The organism is Rathayibacter sp. AY1D1 (assembly GCF_002932635.1).
Lineage (GTDB): Bacteria > Actinomycetota > Actinomycetes > Actinomycetales > Microbacteriaceae > Rathayibacter.
Genome location: NZ_PSVY01000002.1, coordinates 1 through 13,540, shown reverse-complemented (window position 1 = coordinate 13,540; position 13,540 = coordinate 1). Strand labels below are relative to the sequence as shown.

Here is a 13,540-nt window from a genome sequence, read left to right as displayed (position 1 = left end):
GTGAACGCGGGTTGCGCGTCACTCCAGGGAGTCGCTCCGCCACAGCCGCGCGCAGCTCATGAGCTCGGCCGCGGTGGTCGAGAGGCGCAGGGCGCGGGTGGTCAGCTCGCTCGCCCGGGCGGGGTTCACCGGCTCCACGTCGTCGGCGACCGAGACGGCTCCGGAGGCGCTCACGCGGCAGAACGCCGCGGCGCGGTCCAGTGCCACCGCGAAGTCGCCGTCGAAGACGCCGCGGAGGATCCGGTCGGCCAGCTCGGTGATCTCGGCCGGCCCCGTGGGAGTGCTGGCTCCGGCGATTACCGGGTCGATCGTGGCGGACAGCTCGACTCCGCGCTGGTAGAGGAAGCTCGTGCTCTCCGGGTCCTGCCGGATGACCAGCCGCAGCAGGTAGATCCGCCAGAGGGCGCCTGGCAGGCTCGCCGCGCTGGAGCGCGCCCAGAGCTCGGCGAGCGCGTCGATGCCGTTGTGGTCGGTGTACTCGACCAGGCGGTCGATGACCACCGGGTCGGGGTCGTTCCGGACACGGCTCAGCAGCGCGATCGCGGTCTCGTGGGCGACACGGCTGATCTGCGCCGGGTCCTCTCCTCCCTGGAACGCCTCGAAGACGTGGGAGGGGAACTTGGTCGGCTTGTGGAAGCCGTCTGTCATGGGGCCGCCTTCCGCGGTCGTGCGCGCGGACGCTCTCGCGCTCGCGCTCCGTAGGGGGTTCGAGGAGGGTAACGCCCGCGGCTGGGCGGGTATGCCCGCGCGGAGGACGCGGTCCGCTCCGGGATCGTCCGCGCTACGGGCCGCACCTGCTCCGGGCCGCACCTGCTCCGGGGGCGTCGACGGCCCGCTACCCTGGAGCGCGCGGGCCTCTAGCTCAGTTGGCAGAGCAGCGGACTTTTAATCCGCGGGTCGTCGGTTCGAGCCCGACGGGGCCCACCACTCGACCGCCTGGTCGCGCTTTCCGGACAGTGCCAGGGCGCAGCCAGGTCGCCGCACTACCGTGCAGAGGTGCTGACCGTCCTCCGCGTCCTCCTGCGCCGGCCTCGGCTGTGCGAGGCGTGCCGCGTCCGGCCGGCCCGCCGCCGTAACCCGTTCTGCTCGACGGACTGCGCGAAGACGTACTACCTCTACCTCTGACGCCTCGTCCGGGCCGCGGTGCTCCGCGACGGCGTCACTCGTGGCAGAGCGACCACACCTCGTCCGGGTAGTCACGGACCTTCTCGCCGACGAGCAGGCGCCAGCGGCCGTCCTGGTGCTCGAGCAGGCGGCCGGTGACGACCTCCGAGAGCCAGTCGGAGTCGATCCGGTACCAGCGGACGAGGCGGACAGTGGTCGCGGTGTGCGAGACGCGGGTCGTCATCGCGGGAGTCCCTTCTCGAGGAGGGAGCGGGGTGCTGGAACCAGCGGAACGTTCGACGCGCGAACGGGGGGATGACCCGCACCGGGACGACTCCGTTGTCGACCGGCCGGGAGACTGCGGCGGGCATCCGGCGGACCGGATGCCAGGAACTCTAGACGACCGCGCGGACGGTGTCTGTCCCGTCGCCGGTCACAGCGGAGCGGCTCCGTTCAGCAGGCTCAGGGGTGGACGGTGCAGCCGGCCGGGCGCGTCTGCCGGAACGCGGCCGCTTCGCGGGTGCGGGAGCGGAGCCTCCTCGCGCGGCGGCGGAGGAGCCGCTCGCTCGGGCCGAAGGCTCCGGATTCGAGGAGCTGGCGGAGGGACAGGGTCACCTGCCGGGCCAGACGGGGATCGATGCGGCCGGGGATCCGGATCGCGTCGATGAGGTCGAGGGCGTTGCGCGTGGTGCGGGAGATCGCCATGACGGAACCCTAGGGACGCCGGGGCGCGGTGTGCGCGCCCCGGACGGGGGCGCCGACGGGGACTGATGCTCAGCCCCGGGGCGCCCCGGCGGGATCAGTCGTGCCCGTTGCTGCCGTCGCCACGGCCCGTGGAGGACTGCAGGCGGTCGATGTGCTCGGAGGCCTGGGCCTTGGTGAGGTCGGCGGGCAGGGTCTCGCCCGCCTCGCGCGCGAGGGTGTCGAGGTAGCTGCGCTGCGGGCCGGTCATCGGCTCGTCGCCGGTGACCCAGTCGGACGGGTCCTTGCTGGCGCTGGTGTCGCTGCCGTCGTCGGCACGGGCGCCGAGGACGTCGCCCTCGGTCTTGACATCGGGATCGGTGGTGTTGTCATCGCTCATGGTGCGACCGTACGCCCGACCACCGACGCCGACGAGGGCTTGCGGAGCGGGCCCGGGCGCCCCGCTTCACGAGCCGAGCAGCGCGTGCGCGACGGTGAAGATGACCAGCCCGGCCAGGGAGCCCACGACGGTGCCGTTGATCCGGATGAACTGGAGGTCCTTCCCGACCTGCAGCTCGAGCTTCTCGGACGTCTCACGCGGGTCCCAGCGGTGGATGGTGTCGCCGATGATGCTGGCGATGTCGGTGCGGTAGCGGTCGACCAGGTTGGCCGCGACCGATCCGATCCAGGAGTCGACGGTCGCCGCGAGACCGGCGTCGGTCGAGAGCCGGCGGCCCAGATCGACCACGATCGACTCGATGCTGCCGCGGAGGGGGCTCGACGGGTCGTCCATCGCGCCGAGGAGGGAGGCCTTCGTCGCCTCCCAGGCGTCCCCGGCGAGCTCGCGGACGCGCGGGCTGTCGAAGGCGCGGTTCTTGATCTCCTCGACCCGGGCGATCAGGTCGGGGTCTGTGCCCAGATCCTGCGCCAGCGTGGCGAGGTAGCCGTCGATCGCGATCCGGAACGGGTGCACCTGGTCCTCGCGCACCGCGGCGACGAAGACGAGCGCCTCGCGGTACAGCCGCTCGTCCACCGCTCGGCTGACCGCGGAGGGCAGCCAGCTCGGCAGGCGGCCGCTGACCATGCGGGTGAAGCTCTGCGGGTTCGCGGTCAGCCACGCCTCCGCCTGCTCCACCAGCGTGTCCACGAGGCGCCGGTGGTGGCCCGCCTCGACCACGCTTCCCACCAGCGAGCCCAGCGGCGGGCCCCACTGCGGGTCGAGGAGGTGGCGCCGTGCCAGCGCCTCGATCACGCGCTGCACGTCGGAGTCGTCCAGCAGGGCGATCGCCGAGCGGACGGCCGCGGCGCTCTCGCCGCCGACCCGGTGCGCGTTCTCCGGCTCGGCGAGCCACAGCCCCGCCCGCCGGGCGATCCCGAAGGAGTCGAGCTTCTCGCGCACGATGGCGCCGCGGAGGAAGTTCTCCTCGACGAACTGCGCGAGGCTCGCGCCGATCTCGTCCTTCTTGGTCGGGATGATCGCGGTGTGCGGGATCGGCAGGCCCAGCGGCCGCCGGAACAGCGCGGTCACGGCGAACCAGTCGGCGAGCGCGCCGACCATCCCGCCCTCGCTCGCGGCCCGGACCCACTGCAGCCACGGGTAGCGCTCCTGCAGGGCGAACGACACGGCGAAGACGACGGCCATCACCACGAGCAGGCCCGTGGCGAGCCGCTTCATCCGGACGAGAGCGACGCGCTTGGCCTCGTCGTCGCGCCCGACCGCCGCGAGGGTGGTCATGACGCGGTGGGGAACCCCTCGTGGCGGATGCCCCACGCGACGGTCCACTCCTCGCCCGGCTCGAGCCAGCGCAGGCCCTGCCCGCTGTTGAACGCCTCGGCGGGAGCGGTCATCGGCTCCACGGCGATCGCGGTCTTCACGTCGTCGCCGTCGGGGAAGATCCGGGTGATGAAGACCTGGATGAAGTTGTGCGAGGCGTCGGCCCAGAGGAGCACGCGGCGGCCGTCCGCGGCGCGGAGGCCGTGCACGCTCTCGCCGTCGACCATCCGGACGTCGGCCCAGGCGTCGTCGAGCTCGAGGTCGCCGATGCGGCGGCCGGAGCGGAGGTCCCACTCGGTGCCCTCGACCGGGTTCTGCACGGTGGGGTTGAGGCGCTCGTCGACCTCGATGTGCACCGCCGCGTCGACGGTGATCTCGAGCTCGTCGGTCGGGACGTCGCCGATGGCGAGGAAGGGGTGCGTGCCGATGGCGACGGGTGCCTCGTCGGCGCCGACGTTGACGACGCGGTGGACGACCTTCAGCCCGTCGGCCTGCAGCTCGTAGCGGACCGAGGTCTCGAGGTGGAACGGGTAGCCCGCCTGCGGCACGACCGGCGCGGCCAGCTCGACGAAGGACGGGCCCTGGTCGACGAGGCGGTACGGGGTGCTCACCAGCAGGCCGTGGATGGCGTTGTGGTACTTCGGCTCGGTGATCGCGAGCTGGAGCGTCTCGCCGCGGTGGTGCCAGCGCCCGTCCTTCACGCGGTTGGGCCAGGGCATCAGGACGATGCCCGAGCCGAACGGCGGAACGGTGCTCTCCGGGTAGGAGGCGGTGATCTCCACTCCGTCGACCGAGAGGTGGCGCAACGCTGCGGCCACCTCCGTCACGACGGCGTGCAGGGTGCGTCCCTCGGCGGTGAGGTCGAGCGAGAACTGGCGCCCGGTGGCGGGGGCGGGGGTGAAGTCGGCCATTCCTCGATCCTACGGACTGACGCGCTCGCCGAGCGCCCGGCAGCGGGTGACCGCGAGCCCCGCCTCCTCCAGAGCGGCGACGAGTCCGTCGGCGGCGCCCGCCCCCGTGAGCAGACGGTCGAACTCGTCGGGAGCGGCGACCCGGCCGAGGTCGACCACTCCGAGCTTCGAGGAGTCCGCGACCACGACCCGGCGGGTCGCCGCCTGCAGCATCCGGCGCTTCAGGGTCGCCTCCGGGAGGTTGACGTTGGTGACGCCGGCCTCGGGGTGCACGCCGGTGCAGCCGATGAAGGCGATGTCGGCGCGGATCCGCTCGAGCAGCTCGGACGCGAGCGGCTCGACCAGCGAGTGCTGCAGCGGCCGCAGAGTGCCCCCGGTGACGACGACCGTGAAGCGCGGGATGGCCGGCTCGAGCGCCAGCGCCGTGGAGAGGCCGTTCGTGATCACCGTGACGTCGCGCAGCTCCTCCCGCGCCACGAGCGCGTGCGCGATGGCGAGCGGGGTGGTACCCACGTCGAGCACGATGCTCTGCCCGGAGGAGACGGAGGCGGCGGCCTCCTCGCCGATCGCGGCCTTCTCGTCGGAGGCGGCGCTCAGGCCCTCCTCGAGCGAGCGCTCGCCGGTGGGTCTCGGCGCCGGGATCGCCCCGCCGCGCACCCGCTGGAGGACGCCCTCGCTCGCGAGCAGGGCGAGATCGGAGCGGACGGTGACGACCGAGACCCCGAGCATGTCGGCCATCGGGGCGACCCCGACGAAGCCCGAGCTCTCGGCGGCCAGGCGCAGCCGCAGCCGGCGCTCGATCGCCGACGTGGACTCCTGCTCGCCGTCCGTCCTCATCCGCCCATCGTGCCCGCGGTCGAGTGGACTTGTCAAAGCGAAAACGAGCTTTCCTTTTCGAAGGTGCGGCCCTAGTCTGACTCCTGCCATGAACGAAGCGATCACCCTCTCCGCCGGCGTCGTCAAGCGCCCGCACACGCTGGCCGACGGCCGCGAGCTCCTCTACTTCGACGACGCCGACACGACCCTCCCCCCGGAGCGCGCCGCCGACGCCCGCCACCTCGACCCCCGCCCTGCCACCGCGCGGATGCGCCAGGACGTGCTGACCGGCGAGTGGGTCTCCATCGCCGCGTCGCGCCAGAACCGCGTGTTCCTGCCGCCGGCCGAGCTCGATCCGCTCGCCCCGGCGTCGCCGACGAACCCGTCGGAGGTGCCCAGCCGCTACGACGTCGCCGTCTTCGAGAACCGCTCCCCCTCCTTCGGCCCGCTCCTCGAGGACGCGGACGCGCCCGCCTCCCTGGAGGACTTGCGCACTCTCGGGCTCGGCCGGACGCTGACCAGCGTCGGCCGCTGCGAGGTCGTCTGCTTCAGCCCCGAGCACGAGGGCTCGTTCGCCACGCTCAGCGCCTCCCGCGCCCGGACCGTGGTCGAGGCCTGGGCCGACCGCGTGGGCGCCCTCTCGGCCCTTCCCGGCGTGCAGCAGGTCTTCCCGTTCGAGAACCGCGGCGAGGCGATCGGCGTCACGCTGCACCATCCCCACGGGCAGATCTACTCCTACCCCTACGTCACGCCGCGCACGACCCGCCTGCTCGCCTCGCTCGACAGCTACGGGCCGTCGATGTTCGCCGACGTCCTCGCCTTCGAGCAGGCCGGCGAGCGCGTCCTACTCCGCGGCGAGCACTTCACCGCGTTCGTGCCGTTCGCCGCGCGCTGGCCCGTCGAGGTGCACCTCCTGCCGCACCGCCACGTCCCGGACCTGGCGGCGACGACCCCGGAGGAGCGCGACGAGCTGGCTGTGATGTACCAGCGCCTGCTCCGCGGCATCGACGCCCTCTACGACACCCCGACGCCCTACATCGCCGCCTGGCACCAGGCCCCGGTGCACGAGCGCCGCGACGAGGTGCGCCTGATGCTCCAGATCACCTCGCCCCGCCGCGCCGAGACGAAGCTCAAGTACCTCGCGGGGAGCGAGGCCGCGATGGGCGCCTGGATCGGCGACATCGCCCCCGAGACGAGCGCCGCGGCCCTGCGCGCGGCGATCGAGCGGGCCGAAGCGGCCGTGCTCGAGGCCGGGATCGCACAGCGCCCCGACGCGGCGCTGCCGGTCGCCGCGCACAGCGACGACTCGCTTCCCGGCGGCGCCGCCACTCCCGCCACCACCGCCGCCGACATCGCCGAGGAGAACCGATGACCGCCGCTCCCGCATCCCTGACCGCCGTCGCCGAGAGCGCGGCCGCCGCCTTCGAGCGCACCTTCGGCCGCCCCGCCGCGGGCGTCTGGGCCGGCCCCGGCCGCGTGAACCTGATCGGCGAGCACACCGACTACAACGACGGCTTCGTCTTCCCCTTCGCGATCGACCGCGCCACGGCGATGGCCGTCGCTCCGAGGGAGGACCGCCTGATCCGGATCAGCAGCGCCTTCTCCCCCGAGGTGGTCGAGGTCGCTCTCGACGAGCTCGGCCCCGGCGCCGTGACCGGCTGGTCGGCCTACCCGCTCGGCGTGGTCTGGGCGCTCACCGAGTACGGCGTCGACCTGGGCTCCCGCTCGGGCTTCGACGCGTACGTCGACTCCGACGTGCCGGTCGGCGCGGGGCTCTCGAGCTCGGCGGCGCTGATGTGCGCGATGGCCGTCGCCCTCGACGAGCTCTGGGACCTCGGCTTCGACCGCGCGACGATGGCCCGCGTCGGCCGTCGCGCCGAGAACGTCGCGGTCGGCGCCCCCACCGGGATCATGGACGAGTCCGCCTCCCTCTTCGGGAAGCGCGACGCCGCGGTGTTCCTGGACTGCCGCAGCCTCGACACCGAGGTCGTCCCCCTCGGCTTCGAGGAGGCCGGCCTCGTCCTGCTCGTCGTCGACACGCGCGTCGAGCACGCGCACGCCACCGGCGGCTACGCCGAGCGGCGCGCCTCCTGCGAGCTCGGCGCCGCGACCCTCGGCGTGCCGTCGCTCCGCGAGCTGACGGTCGACGACCTGCCGCGCGCCCAGGAGCTCCTCGACGACGTCACCTACCGGCGCGTGAAGCACGTCGTGACCGAGGACGTCCGCGTGCTCGAGACCGTCCGCACCCTGCGCGAGCACGGTCCCCGGGCGATCGGCGATCTGCTCGACGCCGGCCACGTCTCCCTCCGCGACGACTTCGAGATCTCGGTGCCCGAGCTCGACACCGCCGTCGAGGCGGCGCGCGGCGCCGGAGCGATCGGCGCCCGGATGACCGGCGGCGGCTTCGGCGGCTCCGCGATCGCCCTCACCCCGGTGGAGAAGGAGGAGGAGGTCCGCGCCGCGGTCCTCGCCGCCTTCGCCGAGAAGGGCTTCACGACTCCGGAGCTCTTCCTGGTCACGGCCGCCGACGGCGCGGGTCGGGTGCTCTGACCTCTGCTTCCGTCGACGCCCCCTGCGACCTCGCGTCGCAGGGGGCGTTCCTCGTCCAGCCGCTACGGCGCCGGATCCGGCGGAACGACGGCGCGCCCTTCTCCCCCGGTGACCCGAACCAGCTCGGCGAAGCTCGTCGGGTAGACGGTGTGCGCGTGCCCGGCCGCAGCCCAGACCACGTCGTAGGCGGCGAGGGCCGTGTCGACCACGATGCGCAGCGGCGCGGGATGGCCCACCGGCGCGATACCGCCGATCGTCTGGCCCGTCGCGGACTTCACCTCCGCGGCCGGCGCCCGGGTGATCGATCCGCCCAGCTGCACGCCCAGCCAGGCGGTGTCGACGCGGTGGCCGCCGCTGGTCAGGACCAGCAGCGGCGCACCGTCGATCAGGAACACGAGCGAGTTGGCGATCTGGCCGACGTCGACGCCCAGCGCCTCGGCCGCCAGTGCCGCCGTCGACGCGGCCGAATCGAGCCAGCGCACGGTCGGGTGCACGCCGTGCCGGTCGAGGTCGGCGAGGACGCGGTCGACGGCCGGGTGGCTCCGTTCGCTCATGCCGCCGAGGCTAGCGCCCCGGCCGCCCTCACTTCTCGAACGTGGAGGCGTCGATCACGAAGCGGTAGCGGACGTCCGAGGCGAGGACGCGCTCGTAGGCCTCGTTGATCTGCGACGCCGAGACGACCTCGACCTCGCTCGCGATGCCCTTCTCGGCGCAGAAGTCGAGCATCTCCTGGGTCTCGCGGATGCCGCCGATGCCCGAGCCCGCGAAGGAGCGACGGGCGCCGAAGAGCGTGAAGACGTGCAGCGGCAGCGCCTCGGCCGGAGCGCCCACGTTCACCATCGTGCCGTTGCGGCGCAGGAGCCCCAGGTAGGCGTCGAGGTCGAGGGGCGCGCTGACCGTGTTGACGATCAGGTCGAAGGTGTTCGCGAGATCGGTGAAGGTCGCCTCGTCGCGCGTCGCGTAGTAGTGGTCGGCGCCCAGGCGGAGGCCGTCCTCCTTCTTGCTGAGGGTCTGCGAGAGCACGGTGACCTCGGCGCCCATCGCGTGCGCGAACTTGACGGCCATGTGGCCGAGCCCGCCGAGGCCGACGACGGCCACGCGCTTGCCGGGGCCCGCCTCCCAGTGCGAGAGCGGCGAGTAGGTCGTGATGCCCGCGCACAGCAGCGGAGCGGCGGCCTCGTAGGGGATCGACTCCGGCACGCGGAGCACGAAGTCCTCGACGACGACGACGTGCGTGGAGTAGCCGCCCTGGGTGATGGTGCCGTCGCGGTCGACGGAGGCGTAGGTGCCGGTGTTGCCCTTCAGGCAGTACTGCTCCTCGCCCGCGAGGCAGTTCTCGCACTCGCGGCAGGAGTTCACCATGCAGCCGACGCCGACGCGGTCGCCGACGGAGTGCTTGGTGACCTCGGAGCCGACCTCGGCGACGACGCCGACGATCTCGTGGCCGACGGTCAGCGGGTACGCCACCGGTCCCCAGTCGCCGCGGACGGTGTGGATGTCGGAGTGGCAGATGCCGGAGTAGGCGATCTCGATGAGCACGTCGTGCGGTCCGACGTCGCGGCGCTCGATGGTGGTGGGGACGAGCGGCTCGGTCGCGGAGGGGGCGGCGTAGGCGGTGACGGTGAGCATGGGTTCTCCTCGTGGGGCGGGGCGCGCTCCGAGGACGTGTCCGACGGGGTGGGGGACGCGAGAGCGCCGGGCCACGCTACCGGCAGGCGACTGGACGTCGCCCCCGAGCGCGGTCCGGCGCGGGTCCTGTGGCGCGGGACCGGTCAGCGCAGGGCGCGCTCGGCCGCCGTCACCACGTTGTGGATGAGCATCGCGCGCGTCATCGGGCCGACTCCGCCGGGCACGGGCGACAGCCAGCCCGCGACCTCCGCCGCCTCCGGTGCGACGTCGCCGGTCAGCTTCGCGCGGCCCGTCTCCGGGTTCTCGACCCGCGTGATGCCCACGTCGAGCACGGCGGCGCCGGGCTTCACCCAGTCGGCGCGGATGAGCCCGGGCACGCCCACGGCGGCCACCACGATGTCGGCGCGGCGCACCTCCGCGGCGAGATCGGCCGTGCGGGAGTGGGTGAGGGTCACGGTGGCGTCGAGGCCCTTCCGCGTGAGCAGGAGCCCGAGCGGACGGCCGACGGTGAGCCCGCGGCCCACGACGACGACATGCCGGCCCGAGGTCGGGATGCCGTGGCGCTGCAGCATCTCGACGATCCCGTTCGGCGTGCAGGGCAGCGGGCTGTCCAGCTCGCCCTCGACGCCGAGAACCAGGCGGCCGAGGTTGGTGGGGTGCAGGCCGTCGGCGTCCTTGTCCGGATCCATGAGCTCGAGCATCGCGTTCTCGTCGATGCCCTTCGGCAGCGGGAGCTGGATGATGTACCCGGTCACGGCCTCCGAGTCGTTGAGCTGCCGGATGGCGGCGCGGATGTCGTCCGCCGACGCGGTCGCGGGGAGGTCCACGCGGATCGACTCGATCCCGACCTCCGCGCAGTCGCGGTGCTTGCCCGCGACGTACGAGCGGGAGGCGGGATCGTCCCCCACCAGCAGCGTTCCGAGCCCGGGCACGACGCCCCGCTCGCGCAGAGCGGCGACCCGCTCCGCGATCTCCGTCTTGACCGCCGTCGCCGTCGCGACGCCGTCGAGTACCTGTGCCGTCATCTCGGGCTCCTCGGTCGTTGCGCGGCGGAGGGGGACGGTGCCCCGGCCTCCGCCGCGCGGGTGGTGCAGCGGATCGACTACAGCCCGGGGTAGAGCGGGAAGTCGTCGGTGAGGCGGGCGACACGGCCGCGCAGCGCCTCGAGGTCGGCCGAGGGCTTGAGCGCCTCGGCGATGACGTCGGCGACCTCGGTGAACTCCGTGTCGCCGAAGCCGCGGGTCGCGAGCGCCGGCGTGCCGATGCGCAGGCCCGAGGTGACCATCGGCGGGCGGGGGTCGAACGGCACGGCGTTGCGGTTGACCGTGATGCCGACCTCGTGGAGGCGGTCCTCGGCCTGCTTGCCGTCCAGCGGCGAGTCGCGCAGGTCGGCGAGGACGAGGTGGACGTCCGTGCCGCCGGTCAGGACGTCGATGCCCTCGGCCTTCGAGTCGGCCGCCGTGAGGCGCTCGGCGAGGATCTGCGCGCCGCGGATGGTGCGTGCCTGGCGGTCGGCGAACTCGGGCTCGCCGGCGAGCTTGAACGCGGTCGCCTTCGCGGCGATCACGTGCATGAGCGGGCCGCCCTGCTGGCCGGGGAAGACGGCCGAGTTCAGCTTCTTGGCGTACTCCTGCTTCGCGAGGATGAGCCCCGAGCGCGGGCCGGCCAGCGTCTTGTGGACGGTGGTCGTCACGACGTCGGCGTAGGGCACCGGCGACGGGTGCAGCCCCGCCGCCACGAGGCCTGCGAAGTGGGCCATGTCGACCCAGAGCTTCGCGCCGACCTCGTCGGCGATGGCGCGGAACGCCTCGAAGTCGAGCTGACGGGGGTAGGCGGACCAGCCGGCGATGAGCACCTGCGGACGGACCTCGAGGGCCTTCTCGCGGACCGCGTCCATGTCGATGCGGAAGGTCTGCGGGTCGACGCCGTACGCGGTCGCGTTGTAGAGCTTGCCCGAGAAGTTCAGCTTCATGCCGTGGGTCAGGTGGCCGCCGTGCGCGAGCTCGAGGCCGAGGATGGTGTCTCCGGGCTGCACGAGCGCGGCGAGCGCCGCGGCGTTGGCGGAGGCTCCGGAGTGCGGCTGGACATTGGCGAACTCGGCGCCGAAGAGGGCCTTGGCGCGGTCGATCGCGAGCTGCTCGGCGATGTCGACGTACTCGCAGCCGCCGTAGTAGCGGCGTCCGGGGTAGCCCTCGGCGTACTTGTTGGTCAGGACGGAGCCCTGCGACTCGAGGATCGCGCGCGGCACGAAGTTCTCGCTCGCGATCATCTCGAGGTAGCCGCGCTGGCGGTCGAGCTCCTGCTGGAGCACGGCGGCGATCTCGGGGTCGACCACCGACACGGGCTGGTCGAACGAGGCGGCGACGCCGGGGCTGGCGGGGGAAGAGGACACGGACGCTCCTTGGCTGGGAAACGGAAGGGGCCCGGCAGGTCGCTGCGGCGCGACACGGCTCGTTCGGGCGACCCGATCTACGGTATCCGTTCCAGCCCAGGCGTGCGGCGGGAAAAGTGTCCGGGGCGCTGCCCCGGAGGAGGTGCCGCTCCCTGATGGTCACCCATCCGAACGCCAGTCGCGGCGGGCTCACTCTAGCAAGCGGGCCGGGTGGCGCGGGAGTCGCGCCAGTCGGGGGCGGGCACGCGCGATCGTGCGACGATCCCTCGGGCGGTCCCGGCGCGGGACCGGGAGGGAGGGCGTCGCCGTGGGTCCTCGACGCCGCTCCGAGCGCATCGACGGCCGCAGCGACGAGGAGCTCGTCGCGCTGGTCCGGGAGGGCCGCACCGACGCGGTCTCCGAGCTCTGGCGCCGCCACTCCTCGGCCGGGCGCACCGTGGCCCGGGCGTGGGCGAGCAGCTCCGACCCCGACGACCTGGTCTCGGAGGCGTTCCTCCGCGTCCTGCGGGCGATCGAGCGCGGCGGCGGACCCGAGGGCGCCTTCCGCCCCTACTTCTTCACCACCGTCCGCAACGTCGCGGGATCCTGGGCCCGGCGGGACCGGCACGAGCGGCCGTTCGACGAGGCCGACCGCGCCCTCCCCTCTGCCGGCCCCGATCCCGAGGCGCACGCCCTCGCCGCCCTCGAGCGCGACCTGGGCGCGCGCGCGTTCCGGGCGCTGCCGCCGCGCTGGCAGGAGGTGCTCTGGTACACGGAGGTGGAGGGCCTGTCCCCCGCCGCCGCCGCACCGCTGATGGGCCTGCGGCCCAACGCGGTCGCAGCGCTCGGGGTGCGGGCGCGGGAGGGGCTGCGCTCCGCGTGGATCCGGGAGCACGTGGCGGACGCCTCGGCGACGGGCGAGTGCGAGTGGGTGCTCGAGCGGGCGGGGACGTACGCGCGAGGACGAGCCCCCGTCCGGGACAGGCACCGCATCGACCGGCACCTGGACGGGTGCCTCTCCTGCCGGGAGGCGCTGGCGGAGGCCGAGAGCACTGCGCGCCGCCTCGCGTCGGTGCTGCTGCCGCTCTCGGCCGGCGTGAGCGGTGCGGCAGCCTGGGCGGCGGGCGGGGGCTCTGGCGCGGCCTCCGGTCCGCTGCCGAGCGCGGTCCGGGCGTCGAGCGCGGTTCGAGCGTCGAGAGCGGTCCGAGCGTCGAGAGCGGGCAGCGGAACAGGAGTAGTCGTCGCCGCGTCCGCTGCGGCGGCACTCGCGGTCGCGGGAGTCGTCGGCGCGGTGGTGCTGCTGTCCGGGAACGGGGGCGGCGCGCTCGTGGCGGCGGAGGACGCCTCCGCGCGGGTGGACGAGCGCGCAACGGCCGAGGCGGCTGCGCCGGCGTCGAGCGGAGGAGCGACGGCGAGCGCCGACCGACCGGAGACGGACCCGGAGGCCGCGGACCGGACGAGTGCAGCGGACGGCGATCCGGCGGGGCGGTCCAGGGGTTCCGGCGCCGCTCCGAGGAGCACGGTGCCGGCCGTGGCCGGACGGGCCGCGTCGGACGATGCCGGAGCGACGCGCGCGACCCCCGGGAGGACGGGACGCCCGCCGCAACAGGAGCCGTCCCACGATCCCGTCGGCGCACCGGCGTCGAGAGGGATCGAGGCGACCGCCTCCCCGACTCCTGCCGCCGAGCCCGCCCCGTCCCGCCC

General features: G+C 73.7%; 15 protein-coding genes and 1 tRNA gene. 5 read left to right on the top strand and 11 right to left on the bottom strand.

Annotated features, from left to right (window positions below):
* Nucleotides 1-18: 18 nt before the first annotated feature.
* A complete protein-coding gene (locus C5C56_RS01710; protein WP_104319019.1) occupies nt 19-648 on the bottom strand; it encodes a DNA-directed RNA polymerase subunit beta in 630 nt (209 codons plus the stop codon).
* A 203-nt stretch (nt 649-851) separates the two neighbouring features.
* Between C5C56_RS01710 and C5C56_RS01705 the strand changes: the two genes are divergently transcribed.
* Together C5C56_RS01705 and C5C56_RS18215 are read left to right on the top strand one after the other, a co-directional pair.
* Nucleotides 852-927: transfer RNA gene (locus C5C56_RS01705), tRNA-Lys, on the top strand.
* A 69-nt stretch (nt 928-996) separates the two neighbouring features.
* Nucleotides 997-1,125 (top strand): hypothetical protein, encoded by a 129-nt coding sequence (locus C5C56_RS18215; RefSeq protein ID WP_258063260.1) that lies wholly within the window; start codon nt 997-999, stop codon nt 1,123-1,125.
* A 34-nt stretch (nt 1,126-1,159) separates the two neighbouring features.
* On the opposite strand, the gene C5C56_RS01700 is transcribed toward C5C56_RS18215, so the two are convergent.
* From C5C56_RS01700 to C5C56_RS01675, 6 genes are all read right to left on the bottom strand, one after another.
* Nucleotides 1,160-1,348 carry a hypothetical protein gene (locus tag C5C56_RS01700; RefSeq protein ID WP_104224712.1) on the bottom strand — a complete coding sequence of 63 codons (189 nt, stop codon included), beginning with the start codon at nt 1,346-1,348 and terminating at the stop codon, nt 1,160-1,162.
* 218 nt (nt 1,349-1,566) lie between these two features.
* Nucleotides 1,567-1,809, bottom strand: a complete 243-nt coding sequence (locus C5C56_RS01695) for a hypothetical protein (protein ID WP_104273395.1) — start codon at nt 1,807-1,809, stop codon at nt 1,567-1,569.
* A 94-nt stretch (nt 1,810-1,903) separates the two neighbouring features.
* Complete coding sequence (locus C5C56_RS01690; protein ID WP_104224714.1) at nt 1,904-2,185, bottom strand: DUF3072 domain-containing protein; 282 nt, start codon at nt 2,183-2,185, stop codon at nt 1,904-1,906.
* A 66-nt stretch (nt 2,186-2,251) separates the two neighbouring features.
* On the bottom strand, nt 2,252-3,520 hold the full coding sequence (locus C5C56_RS01685) for a DUF445 domain-containing protein (RefSeq protein WP_104224715.1): 1,269 nt from the start codon (nt 3,518-3,520) through the stop codon (nt 2,252-2,254).
* A complete protein-coding gene (locus C5C56_RS01680) occupies nt 3,517-4,470 on the bottom strand; it encodes an aldose 1-epimerase family protein (RefSeq protein WP_104263066.1) in 954 nt (317 codons plus the stop codon). The genes C5C56_RS01685 and C5C56_RS01680 overlap by 4 nt, the downstream gene beginning before the upstream one ends.
* Before the next feature lie 9 nt (nt 4,471-4,479).
* Nucleotides 4,480-5,307, bottom strand: coding sequence for a DeoR/GlpR family DNA-binding transcription regulator (locus tag C5C56_RS01675; RefSeq protein ID WP_104288068.1), 828 nt, complete (start codon nt 5,305-5,307; stop codon nt 4,480-4,482).
* A gap of 88 nt (nt 5,308-5,395) precedes the next feature.
* Here C5C56_RS01675 and galT point away from each other — a divergent pair, with 88 nt between their 5' ends.
* Both galT and galK read left to right on the top strand, forming a co-directional pair.
* Nucleotides 5,396-6,658, top strand: coding sequence for a galactose-1-phosphate uridylyltransferase (gene galT, locus C5C56_RS01670; protein ID WP_104263068.1), 1,263 nt, complete (start codon nt 5,396-5,398; stop codon nt 6,656-6,658).
* The gene (gene galK, locus C5C56_RS01665) at nt 6,655-7,836 is read left to right on the top strand and encodes a galactokinase (protein ID WP_104224719.1); all 1,182 of its coding nucleotides are present in this window, start codon (nt 6,655-6,657) and stop codon (nt 7,834-7,836) included. The genes galT and galK overlap by 4 nt, the downstream gene beginning before the upstream one ends.
* Before the next feature lie 62 nt (nt 7,837-7,898).
* On the opposite strand, the gene C5C56_RS01660 is transcribed toward galK, so the two are convergent.
* From C5C56_RS01660 to glyA, 4 genes are all read right to left on the bottom strand, one after another.
* On the bottom strand, nt 7,899-8,390 hold the full coding sequence (locus C5C56_RS01660) for a YbaK/EbsC family protein (RefSeq protein WP_104288067.1): 492 nt from the start codon (nt 8,388-8,390) through the stop codon (nt 7,899-7,901).
* Between the two features lie 28 nt (nt 8,391-8,418).
* Nucleotides 8,419-9,465 carry an NAD(P)-dependent alcohol dehydrogenase gene (locus tag C5C56_RS01655; RefSeq protein ID WP_104233905.1) on the bottom strand — a complete coding sequence of 349 codons (1,047 nt, stop codon included), beginning with the start codon at nt 9,463-9,465 and terminating at the stop codon, nt 8,419-8,421.
* A gap of 143 nt (nt 9,466-9,608) precedes the next feature.
* A complete protein-coding gene (locus C5C56_RS01650; protein WP_104247702.1) occupies nt 9,609-10,490 on the bottom strand; it encodes a bifunctional methylenetetrahydrofolate dehydrogenase/methenyltetrahydrofolate cyclohydrolase in 882 nt (293 codons plus the stop codon).
* Nucleotides 10,491-10,567: 77 nt separating this feature from the next.
* A complete protein-coding gene (gene glyA / locus C5C56_RS01645) occupies nt 10,568-11,857 on the bottom strand; it encodes a serine hydroxymethyltransferase (protein ID WP_104224723.1) in 1,290 nt (429 codons plus the stop codon).
* Between the two features lie 307 nt (nt 11,858-12,164).
* Between glyA and C5C56_RS01640 the strand changes: the two genes are divergently transcribed.
* Nucleotides 12,165-13,540, top strand: a 1,376-nt coding sequence (locus tag C5C56_RS01640) for a sigma-70 family RNA polymerase sigma factor (RefSeq protein WP_104319018.1), incomplete at its 3' end; no start/stop codon positions are given.

Bases quoted from the DNA above. Each gene is read 5' to 3' on its own strand.
- C5C56_RS01655 (WP_104233905.1), bottom strand. From the start codon at position 9,465: ATGCTCACCGTCACCGCCTACGCCGCCCCCTCCGCGACCGAGCCGCTC.
- C5C56_RS01680 (WP_104263066.1), bottom strand. From the start codon at position 4,470: ATGGCCGACTTCACCCCCGCCCCCGCCACCGGGCGCCAGTTCTCGCTC.
- galK (WP_104224719.1), top strand. From the start codon at position 6,655: ATGACCGCCGCTCCCGCATCCCTGACCGCCGTCGCCGAGAGCGCGGCC.
- C5C56_RS01690 (WP_104224714.1), bottom strand. From the start codon at position 2,185: ATGAGCGATGACAACACCACCGATCCCGATGTCAAGACCGAGGGCGAC.
- C5C56_RS01650 (WP_104247702.1), bottom strand. From the start codon at position 10,490: ATGACGGCACAGGTACTCGACGGCGTCGCGACGGCGACGGCGGTCAAG.
- C5C56_RS01660 (WP_104288067.1), bottom strand. From the start codon at position 8,390: ATGAGCGAACGGAGCCACCCGGCCGTCGACCGCGTCCTCGCCGACCTC.
- C5C56_RS01700 (WP_104224712.1), bottom strand. From the start codon at position 1,348: ATGACGACCCGCGTCTCGCACACCGCGACCACTGTCCGCCTCGTCCGC.
- galT (WP_104263068.1), top strand. From the start codon at position 5,396: ATGAACGAAGCGATCACCCTCTCCGCCGGCGTCGTCAAGCGCCCGCAC.
- C5C56_RS01710 (WP_104319019.1), bottom strand. From the start codon at position 648: ATGACAGACGGCTTCCACAAGCCGACCAAGTTCCCCTCCCACGTCTTC.
- C5C56_RS01695 (WP_104273395.1), bottom strand. From the start codon at position 1,809: ATGGCGATCTCCCGCACCACGCGCAACGCCCTCGACCTCATCGACGCG.
- C5C56_RS01685 (WP_104224715.1), bottom strand. From the start codon at position 3,520: ATGACCACCCTCGCGGCGGTCGGGCGCGACGACGAGGCCAAGCGCGTC.
- C5C56_RS01675 (WP_104288068.1), bottom strand. From the start codon at position 5,307: ATGAGGACGGACGGCGAGCAGGAGTCCACGTCGGCGATCGAGCGCCGG.